This is a genomic window from Nocardia sp. CA-145437, from assembly GCF_050956485.1.
In the GTDB taxonomy this organism is placed as follows: domain Bacteria; phylum Actinomycetota; class Actinomycetes; order Mycobacteriales; family Mycobacteriaceae; genus Nocardia.
In genome coordinates, this window is record NZ_CP191204.1 from 680128 (window position 1) to 694096 (window position 13969).

The following is a 13969-nucleotide window of genomic DNA, read 5'->3' on the forward strand; positions in this document are numbered from 1 at the left end:
GGTCGCGGACGCTACCGCTCACGCAGGTCACAGGGCATGAACAGGACACGGACGCGCCGCGCTCGGCACCCGCTCGGGATGGTCGGCAAATCACGCGTCCGGGAACCGTTCACGCCGACATCGGACGTGGGCGCCTCCGCGCCCCTAGACTCGATCCCGTGAGCGGCTGGGACATCTCCGACATCCCCGATCAAGCGGGCCGGACCTTCATCGTCACCGGGGCCAACAGCGGGCTGGGCGCGGCCACCGCGCGAGCGCTCGCCGGCGCGGGCGCGAAGGTGATCATGGCGTGCCGCAATGAGGTGAAGGCGAGAGCGGTGGCCGATCGGATCGGCCCGAACGCCCAGGTGCGCCGCCTGGACCTGGCCGACCTGTCCTCGGTGCACGAGTTCGCCGACTCGGTCGACGGCGCGGACGTGCTGATCAACAACGCGGGCGTGATGGCGGTGCCGCTCAAGCGCACCGCCGAGGGCTTCGAAATGCAGATCGGCACAAACCACCTCGGCCATTTCGCGCTGACCGGGCTGCTGCTGGACAAGATTCGCGACCGGGTGGTCACGCTGTCCTCGGGCATGCACGCCATCGGCCGCATCGACCTCGAGGACCTGGACTGGGAACGGCGCAGCTATCAGCGCTGGGCCGCCTACGGGCAGTCCAAGCTCGCGAATCTGATGTTCGCGCGGGAACTGCAGCGCCGCCTGACCGCCGCCGGATCGGCGAAGCTGTCGGTGGCCGCGCATCCCGGCTACGCCGCCACCGACCTGCAGGGGCACACCGAGTCGATCTACGACACCCTGATGTCGATCGGCAACAGGCTGTTCGCGCAGAGCGCCGAGATGGGCGCGCTGCCAACGCTGTTCGCCGCCACCGCCGAGGTCGAGCCGGGCGGCTTCTACGGGCCCACCGGGCTGCGCGGCATGCGCGGCTACCCCGGGCCCAGCCCGTCCAGCGCCGCCTCCAAGGACGAGGTGACCGCGCGGCGGCTGTGGGAGCTGTCCGAGCAGCTGACCAAGGTCAGCTATCCGTTCGTGCGCCGCTGAACCGAAGTCCGGGAGCATCGCTGAGCCGAAAGGCGGGGGTTGGTGAGCATTCCATTCGATCGACGGGATCAACTCGACAAGATCCAGCAGGGGTTGATGCAGGGCGAGCAGATCCTCGCCGTGTACGACGCCATCGGTGTGGGCACCGGATTCCTGGGGCTCACCGACCGGCGGGTCATCATCCAGGACAACTCGTTCGTGGGTAAGAAGATCGCGATCACGTCCATCCCCTACGCGCGGATCGCGAGCGTGAGCATCCTGACCAACAAGTCGTTCGCGGGCCAGTTCTTCTCGTCGGGGCACATCGCCATCAGCACCGGGCACCACACCTACGAGGTGGAGTTCCGCGGCGACGACAAGACGCGCCACGTGCACGACGTGATCCTGCACTACATCCTGCACTGACCCGGAAATCCCATCAGGTGGGATGCCCGTCCCAGTCGCCGTGGCGTACGCCACACGCACGAAAAGGGATCTCTGGTACAGTGCCTGGCATGCAGCGTCAGTATTTCTGGTTTAGCCAGCCGGCCCCGGGTGGGTCGAGCGGCGTGACCTCGCGCTGACATCCTCCACCCCGAGCCGGACGAAATCAGACCGGCTCCAAGGGGTTTCGCAATTCTCCGTGGGTCGGCCTGGGACAAGGAAAACCCCCATGACCACCACCGCCGATCTCGACCGGCATGCCGATCTCGATGACCAGCGCACCCTCAGCGTCAGCCCGCTGAGCTCGCCGCGCGAGGTCCGTGCCGCCCACCCGATCGACGACACCCTCGCCGACACCGTGCGCGCCGGCCGCAAGGCCACCGTCGACGTGCTCAACGGCGCCGACGACCGCCTCATGGTGATCGTCGGCCCGTGTTCGGTGCACGATCCCGAAGCCGCCATGGACTACGCCCGTCGCCTGGCCGCCAAGGCCGCCGAACTGGACGACCGCCTGCACGTGGTGATGCGCGTCTACTTCGAGAAGCCGCGCACCACGCTGGGCTGGAAGGGCCTGATCAACGACCCGCACCTGGACGGCAGCTTCGACATCAACACCGGCCTGGACCTGGGCCGCCGCCTGCTGGTCGACATCACCGCGCTCGGACTGCCGGTGGCGTGCGAGTTCCTGGACCCGATCACCCCGCAGTACATCGCCGACCTGGTCGCCTACGGCGCGATCGGCGCCCGCACCGCGGCCAGCCAGGTGCACCGGCAGCTGTCCTCGGCGCTGTCCATGCCGGTCGGCATCAAGAACGGCACCGACGGCGACGTGCAGGTCGCGGTGGACGGCGTGCGTGCCGCGGCCGCCTCCCACGTGTTCCCCGGCACCGACCTGGACGGGCGTTCCGCGCTCATCCGCACCGCCGGCAACCCGGACTGCCACGTCATCCTGCGCGGCGGCTCCAACGGCCCCAACTTCGACGCCGCCTCCTGCTCGGAAGCCCTGCTGCGCCTGGAGAAGTCGTCGCTGCCCCAGCGTCTTGTGGTGGACGCCTCGCACGGCAACTCCAACAAGGACCACAACAAGCAGGTCGACGTGGTCACCGATCTGGCCGAGCGCATCGCGGGCGGCGAGGACACCGTGGTCGGCCTGATGATGGAGTCCTTCATCGTCGCCGGTCGCCAGGACCTCACCCTCGGCAAGCCGGAGGACCTCACCTACGGCCAGTCCATCACCGACGCGTGCATCGACTGGGACACCACGGTCGCCCAGCTGGAGCGCCTCGCCGACGCGGTCGCCCAGCGCCGCGCGGCCCGCGCGTAGGTTCCCGATCCGATAGACCCGCACCCGGGCGCGGCGCTCGCCTCGCGCCGAACGCATCCGGCGTGCACACTGAGTTCGGCGCACACCCAGTCCGGCGGGTGTGCGCCGAACGCTTTTCCGGGTATCGCCGGGTCAGAGGTCCGCGGGCCAGTGCGGGCTCGGGGTGTCCGGATCGGTGCGCAGCCGCCCCGCCACCCAGATGTCGCGGCGGACGCCGCGTTGCATGCCGCCGCCGCGGATCAGGCCCTCGTAGTGCATGCCGATGCGGCGGGCCACGGCCGCGGACGGATGGTTTCCGGTGAAGGCCCGCCATTCCAGGCGCTCGAAGCCCAGCGACTCGGGATCCAGTCCGGCGGCCGCGACCAGGCGGGCCGACCGGGTCATCACACCCGCGCCGCGGGCGGTGGGGGTGAGCCAGAAGCCGATCTCGGCGGTCTCGTCGTCGCGGCGGGGGTAGAGCGGGCTCAGGCCGATCATGCCGACCACCGGGCCGTCGGCCGCCCCGCGCACCGCCCAGGTGGGGCTGCGGGCGGCCCACCCGGGGCCGACGATGTCGTAGATGAACTTCTCCGCGTCGGCGCGATGGTAGGGGACCGGCATGGTGGTCCACGCGCCGATCGAGGGCTCCTGGCACAGGGCCGTGATGGCGTCGATGTCGGAGACGGCGGGCGGCGACAACCAGACCGTGCCGTCGGAGAGGAATTCCGCGTCCATGGGGTCATGCTGTCACGGAATCGGGCGGGCGCCACCGGTAATTCGCGGTGCCCGGCTCGCCCGCCGCCGGAGCCGGGCCCCGGGGTGGCCCGGCGGCGGTCCTGTCGGTGACCGGCTGTAGCTCTGTCGGTGACCGGTCGTAGGATCGGTGCGATGGTTGCCGCTCTCCTTGCCGACTTGTTCGAAACGCATCGGCCGCATCTTGTCTCGGTGGCCTACCGGCTCACCGGGAGCGTGAGCGACGCCGAGGACGCGGTGCAGGAGAGCTGGTTACGGCTCGCCGCGGCCCGGCAATCCGAGATCCACGACCTGCGCGCCTGGCTCACCACCGTGGTCAGCCGGCTCTGCCTGGACCGGCTGCGCAGCGCGGCGGTGCGACGCGAAACCTATGTGGGGCAATGGCTCCCGGAGCCGGTGGTCACCGCGGTGACGCCGTCCAGCACCCCCGATCCGCTGGCCGCGGTGATGCGCAAACAGGAGTTCCGGTTCGCCGCCCTCGTGGTGCTGGACACGCTGACTCCGCCGCAGCGGGTGGCTTTCGTGCTGCACGACGGCTTCTCGGTGCCGTTCACCGAGATCGCCGACATCCTGGACGTTTCCGTCGATGCCGCGCGCCAGCTCGCCACCCGGGCCCGCAAGGCGGTGGCGGACGCGCCGGAACCGGCCGCCGACGCCGAGCACGAGGCCGCGGTGCGGACCCTGCTGGACGCGCTGGCCAGCGGGAACGTGGACGCCGTGGTGGCGGCGCTGCATCCGGACGTGCGTACCGTCGGCGATGGCGGCGGCAAGGTGTCCACCGCGGTCAACGTGGTTGCGGGCGTGGACAAGAACGTGCGCCTGTGGCTGGGGCTGTGGCGCAAGTTCATGCTGGTCGGCGCGGGCGGCGGCCCCGGCGATCCCGCGCCCGGCCGGGAACTGGAACCGGTCCTGGTCAACGGGCAGCACGGCATCCTCGCGCACTCGATCCCGGCCCGGGACGGCAATGCGGGCAATCCGCGGCGGGTGTACGCCTTCACCGTGCGCGACGGCAAGGTGTGGGGCGTCTACGACGTGGTGAACCCGGACAAACTGAGCGGCATCCGGCTCCCGCGCTGACCTGGCTGTGCGGTGAATCACGGCCGCCGGCCGTTCCCGGCGATGGATTAGGCTCCGGACATGCCGCGTATTCCGACCGTCGCCCGCCTGCAGCCGTTCGCGTCGACGATCTTCGCCGAGATGACCGAACTGGCCGTCCGTCACGGCGCGGTCAACCTCGGCCAGGGCTTCCCGGACAGCGACGGCCCCGCGGGCATGCTCGAAGTGGCGCGGCAGGCCATCGCCGACGGCTTCAACCAGTACCCGCCCGGCCGCGGCGTGCCCGCCCTGCGGCAGGCCATCGCCGCCGACCGCGCCCGCCGCTACGGCACCCACTACGACCCCGACAGCCAGGTGCTGGTCACCGTCGGCGCCACCGAGGCCATCGCGGCCACCGTGCTCGGCCTGGTCGAACCCGGCGACGACGTGGTGCTCATCGAGCCCTACTACGACTCCTACGCGGCGGCCATCGCCCTGGCCGGAGCCCGGCGCCGCACCGCCCGGCTGGTGCCCGACGGCGACGGCTTCGCGCTCGACCTGGACAGCCTGCGCGCCGCCATCACCCCGAAAACGCGACTGCTGCTGGTGAATTCGCCGCACAACCCGACCGGAACCGTGCTGTCGCGCGCCGATCTCACCGCCATCGCCGAACTCGCCGTCGAACACGACCTGTACGTCATGTCCGACGAGGCGTACGAGCACCTCTGCTACGACGGGCACGAGCACATCAGCCTGTCCACGCTGCCCGGCATGTTCGAGCGCACCATCGTGATCTCCAGTGCCGCCAAGACCTTCAGCGTCACCGGCTGGAAGATCGGCTGGGCCTGCGCGCCCGCGCCGCTGCTGGACGCGGTGCTGGCCGCCAAGCAGTTCCTCACCTTCGTCGGCGGCGGCCCGTTCCAGCCCGCGGTCGCCCACGCGCTCAACAACGAGCAGCAGTGGGTGGCCGCGCTGCGGGACACCCTCGCCGAGAAGCGACTTCGCCTCTCCGCGGCGCTGTCCGAGGCCGGTTTCGGTGTGAAACGCAGTGACGGCACCTATTTCGTGTGCGCCGACATCACTCCGCTCGGCGCGTCCGACGCCTACGCCTTCTGCCGCGAACTGCCCGAACGCCTCGGCGTGGCCGCGGTGCCGGTCAGCGTCTTCGCCGACGACAAGGCCGCGTGGAATCACCTGGTGCGGTTCACCTTCTGCAAGAAGGAGGAGACCATCGCCGAGGGCGTGCGCCGCCTCCGGGCCGGCCACCAGGCCGAAGCTCTACGCTGATGCCGCACCGCGCGAGGTCCGTCGATCGCGTCGTGTTCAGGCGGTCCGGTCCGTCGGTGCGGGCGCTGCCCGTAGATCGTTCGAGCCGACGCATGTTCGAAGGGCGTGTCGGTGGCCCGCCGTTCGCGGTCCAGTCGGTGATGAGTGGCCCGCGACAGCGGCGGAGTGCGGCCGGAGAATCGGTCGCATGATCGAAGCGAGTGCGGTGCTGGGCGTGGCCGCCGCGGCGCTGGGGCTGGTGCTCACGCCGGGGCCGAACATGATGTATCTGGTGTCGCGGACCGTGTCGCAGGGGCGGCGGGCCGGACTCGTGTCACTGGGCGGGGTGGCGGTCGGATTCGGGGTGTATCTGGCGGCCGCGACGGCCGGGATCACGGCGATCTTCGCCATGGTGCCCGCGCTGTATCTGACGGTGAAGGTCGCGGGCGCGCTGTACCTGGTCTACCTGGCCTGGAAGACCTTGCGGCCGGGCGGGATCGGGCTGTTCGCGCCGACCGAGCTGCCCGCGGATCCGGCTCGGCGGCTGTTCACGATGGGGCTGGTCACCAATCTGCTCAACCCCAAGATCGCCATCCTCTACATGGCGCTGATCCCGCAGTTCGTGGTGCCCGCGCACGGGCGGGTCTGGTTACAGAGCCTGTCGCTGGGCGCGGTGCAGATCGCCATCGCGGTCACCGTGAACGCCCTGATCGTGCTGAGCGCGGGCGCGGTCTCGACCTTCCTGGCCCGGCGGCCGCTGTGGCTGCGGGCGCAGCGGTACGTCACCGGGTCGGTGCTCGGCGGTATGGCCGCCCTGGTGCTCTCGGACCGGGCGCGGCCGGTCCCGGCTTGATCAGACGCGGCCGGTCCCGGCCTGATCAGGCGCTGCCGGTCCCGGCCTGATCAGGCGCGCAGCGGGCCGGGGTAGAGGAACTCGTCGGCCGGACGGTCGGTGCGGTCCAGCCAGGCGGCCAGGAACCCGGTCAGATCGACCGGCGAGCGCGACCCCAGGAAGGTCCGGAACTCCGGCATGGACGCGTTGCCGTACCGGTGCGCCATGACGAAATCACGGACTGCTCCGAAGAACGCGGCGTCGCCCATGGTCCGGCGCAGCGCGTGCAGGAACAGCGGACCCCGGTAGTAGACCGCGGTGAATTCGTTGTCCTTACCGGGGTTCTGGAGCGCGATCTCCCAGAACTTCGGATCGTCATGGTATTTCGCGACGGTGTCGCGGTACTCGGCGTCGACGTCCTTGCCGTCCTTGCGTTCCGACCACAGGTAGTCGGCGGTGTAGCTGGCGAAGCACTCGTTCAGGCAGATGTCGGACCACTGCTTCACCGACATGGAGTCGCCCCACCACTGGTGGGCGATCTCGTGCACCACGGTGCTCAGGTCGGTCCAGGGCGCGTAGATCGGGCGCGACTGCGTCTCCAGCGAGAACTGGAGTCCGGTGTCGACGTAGAGGCCGCCCGCGGTGTCGAACGGGTACGGGCCGTACAGCTCCTCCTGGAAGTCCAGGATCTCGGGCAGCCGCGCCTCCAGGTCCCGGCCCTTGCCCGCGCTCGGCGCGAAGGCGCTCAGCAGCGGAGTTCCATTGGCGCGCCGCTGTTCCAGGAACTCGAACCGGTCGACGGCGACGGTGGTCAGGTAGCCGACCACCGGCTGACGCATCTCCCAGGACACGGTCCGGTTCGCGCCCTGCACGGTGTCGGACACCTTGTCGCCGATCGACATCACCTCCCACTCCTGCGGCACCGTGGCGTGCAGGGTGAAGGTCGCCTTGTCCAGGGGCGTGTCGTTGAGCGGGTACCAGCTGCTCGCCGAATGCGGTTCACCCGCCACGAACGCGCCGCCGCTGGGCGAGAACACCCAGCCCTCGCCCTCGGTGCCGGTCACCTCGCCCGCGTACTCCACCCGCACGGTGAACGGCAGACCCGGGAGCAACGGGATCAGCGGGGTGACGGACAGTTCGTGCTCGCCGTTGCGGTCGAACCAGGCGGGCAGGTTGTTGACGGTCACCTTGGACACCGACGGGCCGCTGTAGTCCAGGTTGAACACCCGCAGGGCCTGGGTCGCCACCGCGTCGACGCGGGTGTCCCCGGTCAGCTGATGCGTCGGCGGGTCGTAGGAGATGGTGACGTCGTAGTGGCCGACGTCGTAGCCGCCGTTGCCGTCCAGCGGGTAGTACGGATCGCCCGCGCCGGGCGCGCCCGTCAGCGGGTCGCTCGAATCCGCCTGCGCGGGAGCCGCGTTCGCGCCCAGCAGCAGTACCGCCCCCACCGTCAGGTACCGCCAGTTCCGAAGCATCCGCTCCAGCCGCCCTTTCCACACACCTACGAGTGCCGACGAGCTGATGCTAATCGGCTGCGGACTCAGCTACCGCTGCCCGACACGGCCACACTCGCCCCCAGGCCGATGATCATCACCCCGCCCGCGCCGCCGACCGCCTCCAGCCGCTTCGGCGAGCGCGCGAACCATTCCCGAGCCGAACCCGCCGCCAGCGCCCACACCGAGTCGGAGACCAGCGCGACGGCGATGAACAGCAGCCCGAGGATCAGCATCTGCACCGGGACCGGTCCGGCGTGCGGGGCCACGAACTGCGGCAGCACCGCGGAGAAGAAGATGATCGCCTTCGGATTGGTGACGCCCACCAGCATCGACTGCCGCAGCGCCCGGCCGGTGCCGACCGGCTCGGCTCGCGCCTGGAACGCCTCCCGCAGCGCACGCCGATCCCGGATCGCCTGCACCCCGAGATAGATGAGATAGAGCGCGCCCGCGAACTTCACGATCGCCAGCGCGATCGCGGACGCGGCCAGCAGCGTGCCCAGACCGGCCGCGACCAGCACCATGACGCCGAGGACGCCCAGGGAATGACCGAGCACGGACAGCAGCGCGGCCCGCCGCCCGTAGGACAGCGCCCGGCCGATGACGAAAAGCACTCCGGGGCCGGGGATTACGATCAGCGCGACGGCCGCGATCAGAAACGCCACCAGATTCGTGACGGGAACCATCACCCCATCCTACGAAGCGGCGCAAGCGGAAATCGCGGGTTCGGAGCGGATCGCTCAGCCGCGCAACTCCTCCGGCAGCTGCTGCGGGTCCAGCAGCAGGCGCTTGGCGTCCGCGCCGCGCACCTTGATGGCCAGATCCAGATTGTCGGTGAGCAGCTTCCACTCGACCTCGTGGATGGCCTCGCGGGCGCGTTCGATGATGTTCAGGTCCCGGGTGCCCCAGGCGATGGGCATGGCGCTCACCGATTGCCACAGGTCGCCGACCGGGCCGGGGGCGCGGTCCACGCGCACGGTCACCGCCGGTACCCGTTCCCCGGTGCGGGCCCGGTGCCCGGGGAGGGAACGGACCGTGCGGGTCACCAGGGCGTAGCGCGGGCCGGGGGCGTTCGGCTTGGCCAGGTCGACCAGGGCCAGCAGGGTGGCCCCGTTCCCGTGGGTCTCCGACACCACCGCGGGCACCAGGTCGCCCGCGGCGTAGAGCTTGTCCACCCGGCCGCGATGCGGCATCCAGTACCCGATGAACGCCGCGGTCACCGCGGCGGCCAGGAAGGCCACCGCCAGCAGCCAGGACCATGGGTGGTTCACCCAGATCAGGAACGCGGTGCCCAGTCCCAGCGCGGTGGCGGCCGTGTATGCCCAGACGCGGAGTCGTCGCAGATACGCGACCACCTCGTTGACCGCCCGAGCATGGTCGCGGTCCACCGCGAATTCGAAGCGCCGCACGTACGTCCCTCCCGCCTTATGGAGGCTCTTCCTCCACTTATCCTATCGTCGGACCCAGCAGGTCGTCCGCATCGGTGATGCGATAGGCATACCCTTGCTCGGCCAGGAAACGCTGCCGGTGCGCGGCATACTCGGCGTCCAGCGTGTCACGTGCGACCACGGAATAGAAGTGAGCCTGGCCGCCGTCGTGTTTCGGCCGCAACAGCCGCCCGAGCCGCTGCGCCTCCTCCTGCCGCGACCCGAAGGTGCCCGAAACCTGCACCGCCACCGAGGCTTCCGGCAGATCGATGGAGAAGTTGGCCACCTTCGACACCACCAGCACCGGGATCTCGCCGCGGCGGAAGGCGTCGAACAGCTCCTCGCGCTCCTTGGTGCGGGTGGAACCCTGGATGACCGGGGCGTTCAGGTGCTCGCCCAGCTCGTCCAGCTGATCCAGGTAGGCCCCGATCACCAGACTCGGCGCGTCCTTGTGCCGGGCCAGGATCGACTCCACCACCGGCAGTTTGGTGCGCGCGGTGGAGCACAGTTTGTAGCGCTCCTCCGGCTCGGCGGTGGCGTAGGCCATGCGCTCGGCATCGGTCAGGGTGACCCGCACCTCGACACAGTCCGCGGGCGCGATCCAGCCCTGCGACTCGATGTCCTTCCACGGCGCGTCGTAGCGCTTGGGGCCGATCAGCGAGAACACGTCGCCCTCGCGGCCGTCCTCGCGCACCAGGGTGGCGGTCAGCCCGAGCCGGCGGCGCGACTGCAGATCCGCGGTCATCCGGAAGACCGGGGCGGGCAGCAGGTGCACCTCGTCGTAGATGACCAGGCCCCAGTCGCGGCTGTCGAACAGCTCGAGATGCCGGTATTCGCCCTTGGTCTTGCGCGTGATCACCTGATAGGTGGCGATGGTGACCGGACGGATCTCCTTGCGCTCCCCGGAGTACTCGCCGATCTCGTCCTCGGTCAGCGAGGTGCGGGCCAGCAGCTCGCGCCGCCACTGCCGCCCGGCCACGGTATTGGTGACCAGGATCAGCGTGGTGGCCTTGGCCTTCGCCATCGCCGCCGCGCCCACCATGGTCTTGCCCGCGCCGCACGGCAGCACCACCACGCCGGAGCCGCCCGCCCAGAACGACTCCGCGGCCAGTTCCTGATAGTCGCGCAGATGCCAGTTGCTGGACTGGTAGTCCAGGTCGATCTGGTGCGCCTCGCCGTCGACGTAGCCGGCCAGGTCCTCGGCGGGCCAGCCGACCTTGAGCAGCATCTGCTTGATGCGGCCGCGCTCGGACGGATGCACGATCACCGTGTCGTCGTCGATGCGCGCGCCCAGCATCGGCTGAATCTTCTTGTGCCGCAGGATTTCCTCGAGCACCGCGCGATCCAGGCTGACCAGGACCAGCCCGTGCGCCGGGTGCTTCATCAACTGCAGCCGCCCGTAGCGGGCCATGGTGTCGACGATGTCGACCAGCAGCGGCTGCGGCACCGCGTACCGGCTGAAGCTGACCAGTGCGTCGACCACCTGCTCGGCGTCGTGCCCGGCGGCCCGCGCGTTCCACAGCGCGAGCGGCGTCACCCGATAGGTGTGCACGTGCTCGGGCGCGCGTTCGAGCTCCGCGAACGGCGCGATGGCCTGCCGCGCCGCGCCGGCCGACTCATGATCGACCTCCAGCAGCAGCGTTTTGTCACTCTGCACGATGAGTGGACCGTCGGTCACGAACACCTCCTGGCTTGATCCGGGCCCGAACGGGCCTTGACCATTCTCCAGGAAGCCGCCGACAAAGCCACGTGACCTGCGTCCCGTGCCCGGATCCATGGCCGATGACGCCGCTGACCGGGCCGATGCGTTTCATCGGATTCCGTGAAAGCGGTCAAGACCAGAGTTCTGGTGGCTACGATCACTCGAAAATTGGACGCTTGTCCATTTGGACGTTTGACCCAAGGGAACTGAAAAGAATGCAGAGACGCTGGACGCGCGGGCTGCTCGCCGCCGCCGTCGCGGGCGGGGTGATGGCCTCCGCGGTCGTCGCGGACGCCGCGCCCACCGCCACCTCGATCGGGCGGATCCACACCGACGGCTCCCACTTCGTGGACGACAGCGGCCGGGTCGTGCTGCTGCACGGGGTCAACAATGTCGACAAGGAACCGCCCTTCCTCCAGGCGGGAGACGGGCTCACCGTCACCGAGGACGACGCGGCGCTGCTGGCCCGCCACGGGTTCAACACCGTCCGGCTGGGCGTGTCCTTCGACGGGCTGATGCCGACCAAGGGCGTCGTCGACACCGCGTATCTGGATCGGGTCGCGGACATCGTGGACACCCTGGCGGAGTACGGGATCCACACCGTGCTGGACAACCACCAGGACGGGTTGTCGAAGGTGTGGGGCGGCAACGGTTTTCCGGAGTGGTCCCTCCACGCCCGCCCGGGGGCGGGGGAGCCCAATCTCGGCTTCCCCCTCTACTACCTGATGCCCAGCATGAACGCGGGCTGGGACGAGGTGTGGAACAACTCCTACGGCGCCCTCGACTACCTCGGCCAGGCGCTCGGCGCGCTCGCCGCGAAGATGAGCGGCCACCCCGGCGCGATGGGCATCGAACTGCTCAACGAGCCGTGGCCGGGGAGCGCGTTCCTGTCCTGCTTCCCCAACGGCTGCCCGGGCTTCGACGTGAAATACCAAGCGGCCATGCAGAAGCTGACCGACGCGGTGCGCGGGAGCAACGGCGACCTCATGGTGCTGTGGGAGCCCAACGTCACCTGGAACGAGACCATGCCCAGCAGCCTGGGCAAGAATCCGCCGATCAGCGCCCCGAACATCGCGTTCGCGCCGCACGACTACTGCATGCCCAGCCAGATGGCCATCTACATGGGCCTGCCCACGTTCCTGCGCGGCCTGTGCCCGCTGCAGCAGGACAAGACCTGGGGCAATATCGACGCCCTCACCGCGCGCACCCAATTGCCCACGCTGGTCACCGAATTCGGTGACGGCGACGCGACGGTGCTGCGCAATACCCTGGTCCGCGCGGACGAGCGGTTCGCGAGCTGGCAGTACTGGCACTACTCCTCGCGCTTCGGGGCGGGCGGGCCGAAGCCGGATCCTTTCCTCGGGGACGTCGGCAAGCAGCTGGTGCGCACCTATCCGCGGGCGACCGCGGGCACGCCCGGGCGGATGATCTTCGATCCGGACACCGGTGACTTCGCCTACCGGTACACCCCGCGCGCGGGGACCACGGAGATCTACGCCTCGGATGTCCACTATCTGGACGGCTACGCCGTGCGGGTCGAGGGCGGCCACGTGACCTCCGCGCCCGGTGCGCGGGTGGTGACGGTGGAGGCCGACGCGTCGACGCCGGTGACCGTGTACATCAACCGTCCGGGCTCGAAGGGCGCGACGGTGCCCACCGGTCCGATCGGGACGGGTTCGGCCAGTGGTTCGGCGAGTGGTTCGGCGGGCAGCGGCTCGGCGAGCGGCTCCGCGGATTCCGGGTCCGGCAGCGGATCGGGATCCGGTTCGGCACAATGATGCGCGAAAGCCAATGATGCACGAAAGCTATTGCCCCGCTTGTGTAACGAGTGGGGCGCGGATATCGACACACGGCAAAGGGGCGCTGTTGGTCACGCGCCCAGTTTTGTCGATCGAGAGGTAACCCATGTTGTATTTCGGCCTGCCGATGCTCAGCACCCTGCCCACCCTGCTCGTGAACCTCTCGTGGCTGGGTATGCGCGGATTGTCCATGCTGCCGCACTGAATCGCGGGCACTGATCGGTGATGTCGTCCGGATATAACCCGGCGTCGGATGCGGGTCCGGGCGGCACACAGGTATTCTCACCGCGTTCACAGCCGTGAACGGTTCGGTGAGAAAGGTTTTCGCTAGTGAAGCTCGCAGGAACGAGGCCGTTGATGCGCCTCGTGCTCGCCCTCGTGGCGGTGGCCGTGGCCGTATTCGCCGTTTCCGGCTGTTCGGCGCTCCAGAACGCCAGCAAGTCCGACACCGCCAAGTCCAAGGTCGGTGACTGCATCAATGTGATCGAGGGCTCGGCCACCGACTCCAAGACCGCGCCCGTCGACTGCTCCGACCAGAAGGCGGTCTACAAGGTCGCCGCGGTCGCGGACAAGAAGACCGACTGCAAGGAAGAGCAGACCTCCTACGAGGAGACCCTCAACGGCGGCACCACGGCCTTCCTGTGCCTGAGCCCCAACTTCAAGAAGGGCTCCTGCTACAACGAGAGCCAGACCACCGGCTACAAGTTCGTGGCGTGCACGGCTCCGGAAGCCTCGTTCAAGGTGATCGACCGGATCGACGGCCAGGCCGACGAGTTCGCCTGCGACCCGAGCACCGCGATCGGGTTCCGCATCGTCCCCGAGCCGAAGACCACCTTCTGCCTGGGCAACCCCAAGGGGTAGGCCCGAGGGTTGCGCCCCCCACGGACCGCCCGGTA

At 69.4% G+C, this 13969-nt stretch carries 13 protein-coding genes; 8 read left to right on the forward strand and 5 right to left on the reverse strand.

Going from position 1 to position 13969, the window contains the following annotated elements; all coding sequences use genetic code 11:
* Positions 1-158: 158 nt before the first annotated feature.
* From ACQPYY_RS03180 to ACQPYY_RS03190, 3 genes are all read left to right on the forward strand, one after another.
* Positions 159-1040 carry an oxidoreductase gene (locus ACQPYY_RS03180; protein ID WP_379105809.1) on the forward strand — a complete coding sequence of 294 codons (882 nt, stop codon included), beginning with the start codon at positions 159-161 and terminating at the stop codon, positions 1038-1040.
* Between the two features lie 42 nt (positions 1041-1082).
* Positions 1083-1445 carry a PH domain-containing protein gene (locus ACQPYY_RS03185; protein ID WP_433592696.1) on the forward strand — a complete coding sequence of 121 codons (363 nt, stop codon included), beginning with the start codon at positions 1083-1085 and terminating at the stop codon, positions 1443-1445.
* A gap of 247 nt (positions 1446-1692) precedes the next feature.
* Complete coding sequence (locus ACQPYY_RS03190; RefSeq protein WP_433592697.1) at positions 1693-2787, forward strand: 3-deoxy-7-phosphoheptulonate synthase; 1095 nt, start codon at positions 1693-1695, stop codon at positions 2785-2787.
* A 132-nt stretch (positions 2788-2919) separates the two neighbouring features.
* On the opposite strand, the gene ACQPYY_RS03195 is transcribed toward ACQPYY_RS03190, so the two are convergent.
* Positions 2920-3501, reverse strand: coding sequence for a GNAT family N-acetyltransferase (locus tag ACQPYY_RS03195; protein WP_379105804.1), 582 nt, complete (start codon positions 3499-3501; stop codon positions 2920-2922).
* Between the two features lie 153 nt (positions 3502-3654).
* Here ACQPYY_RS03195 and sigJ point away from each other — a divergent pair, with 153 nt between their 5' ends.
* From sigJ to ACQPYY_RS03210, 3 genes are all read left to right on the forward strand, one after another.
* Entirely contained in the window at positions 3655-4596 is a 942-nt protein-coding gene (sigJ, locus tag ACQPYY_RS03200) for an RNA polymerase sigma factor SigJ (RefSeq protein ID WP_379105802.1), read from the forward strand.
* 60 nt (positions 4597-4656) lie between these two features.
* A complete protein-coding gene (locus ACQPYY_RS03205) occupies positions 4657-5841 on the forward strand; it encodes a pyridoxal phosphate-dependent aminotransferase (protein WP_433592698.1) in 1185 nt (394 codons plus the stop codon).
* Positions 5842-6028: 187 nt separating this feature from the next.
* Positions 6029-6673, forward strand: coding sequence for a LysE family translocator (locus tag ACQPYY_RS03210; RefSeq protein WP_433592699.1), 645 nt, complete (start codon positions 6029-6031; stop codon positions 6671-6673).
* Between the two features lie 50 nt (positions 6674-6723).
* On the opposite strand, the gene ACQPYY_RS03215 is transcribed toward ACQPYY_RS03210, so the two are convergent.
* The 4 genes from ACQPYY_RS03215 to ACQPYY_RS03230 all read right to left on the reverse strand — a co-directional run bounded on the left by ACQPYY_RS03215 (position 6724) and on the right by ACQPYY_RS03230 (position 11250).
* Positions 6724-8127, reverse strand: a complete 1404-nt coding sequence (locus tag ACQPYY_RS03215) for a M1 family metallopeptidase (protein WP_433592700.1) — start codon at positions 8125-8127, stop codon at positions 6724-6726.
* Positions 8128-8192: 65 nt separating this feature from the next.
* The gene (locus ACQPYY_RS03220; RefSeq protein WP_357089508.1) at positions 8193-8831 is read right to left on the reverse strand and encodes a LysE family translocator; all 639 of its coding nucleotides are present in this window, start codon (positions 8829-8831) and stop codon (positions 8193-8195) included.
* A 54-nt stretch (positions 8832-8885) separates the two neighbouring features.
* Complete coding sequence (locus ACQPYY_RS03225; RefSeq protein ID WP_433592701.1) at positions 8886-9554, reverse strand: DUF3239 domain-containing protein; 669 nt, start codon at positions 9552-9554, stop codon at positions 8886-8888.
* Positions 9555-9591: 37 nt separating this feature from the next.
* Positions 9592-11250 carry a DNA repair helicase XPB gene (locus ACQPYY_RS03230; protein WP_357282590.1) on the reverse strand — a complete coding sequence of 553 codons (1659 nt, stop codon included), beginning with the start codon at positions 11248-11250 and terminating at the stop codon, positions 9592-9594.
* A 239-nt stretch (positions 11251-11489) separates the two neighbouring features.
* Between ACQPYY_RS03230 and ACQPYY_RS03235 the strand changes: the two genes are divergently transcribed.
* Both ACQPYY_RS03235 and ACQPYY_RS03240 read left to right on the forward strand, forming a co-directional pair.
* Complete coding sequence (locus ACQPYY_RS03235; protein WP_433592702.1) at positions 11490-13052, forward strand: cellulase family glycosylhydrolase; 1563 nt, start codon at positions 11490-11492, stop codon at positions 13050-13052.
* A gap of 378 nt (positions 13053-13430) precedes the next feature.
* Positions 13431-13934, forward strand: a complete 504-nt coding sequence (locus ACQPYY_RS03240) for an LppU/SCO3897 family protein (RefSeq protein ID WP_357282585.1) — start codon at positions 13431-13433, stop codon at positions 13932-13934.
* The last annotated feature ends 35 nt before the right edge of the window (positions 13935-13969 follow it).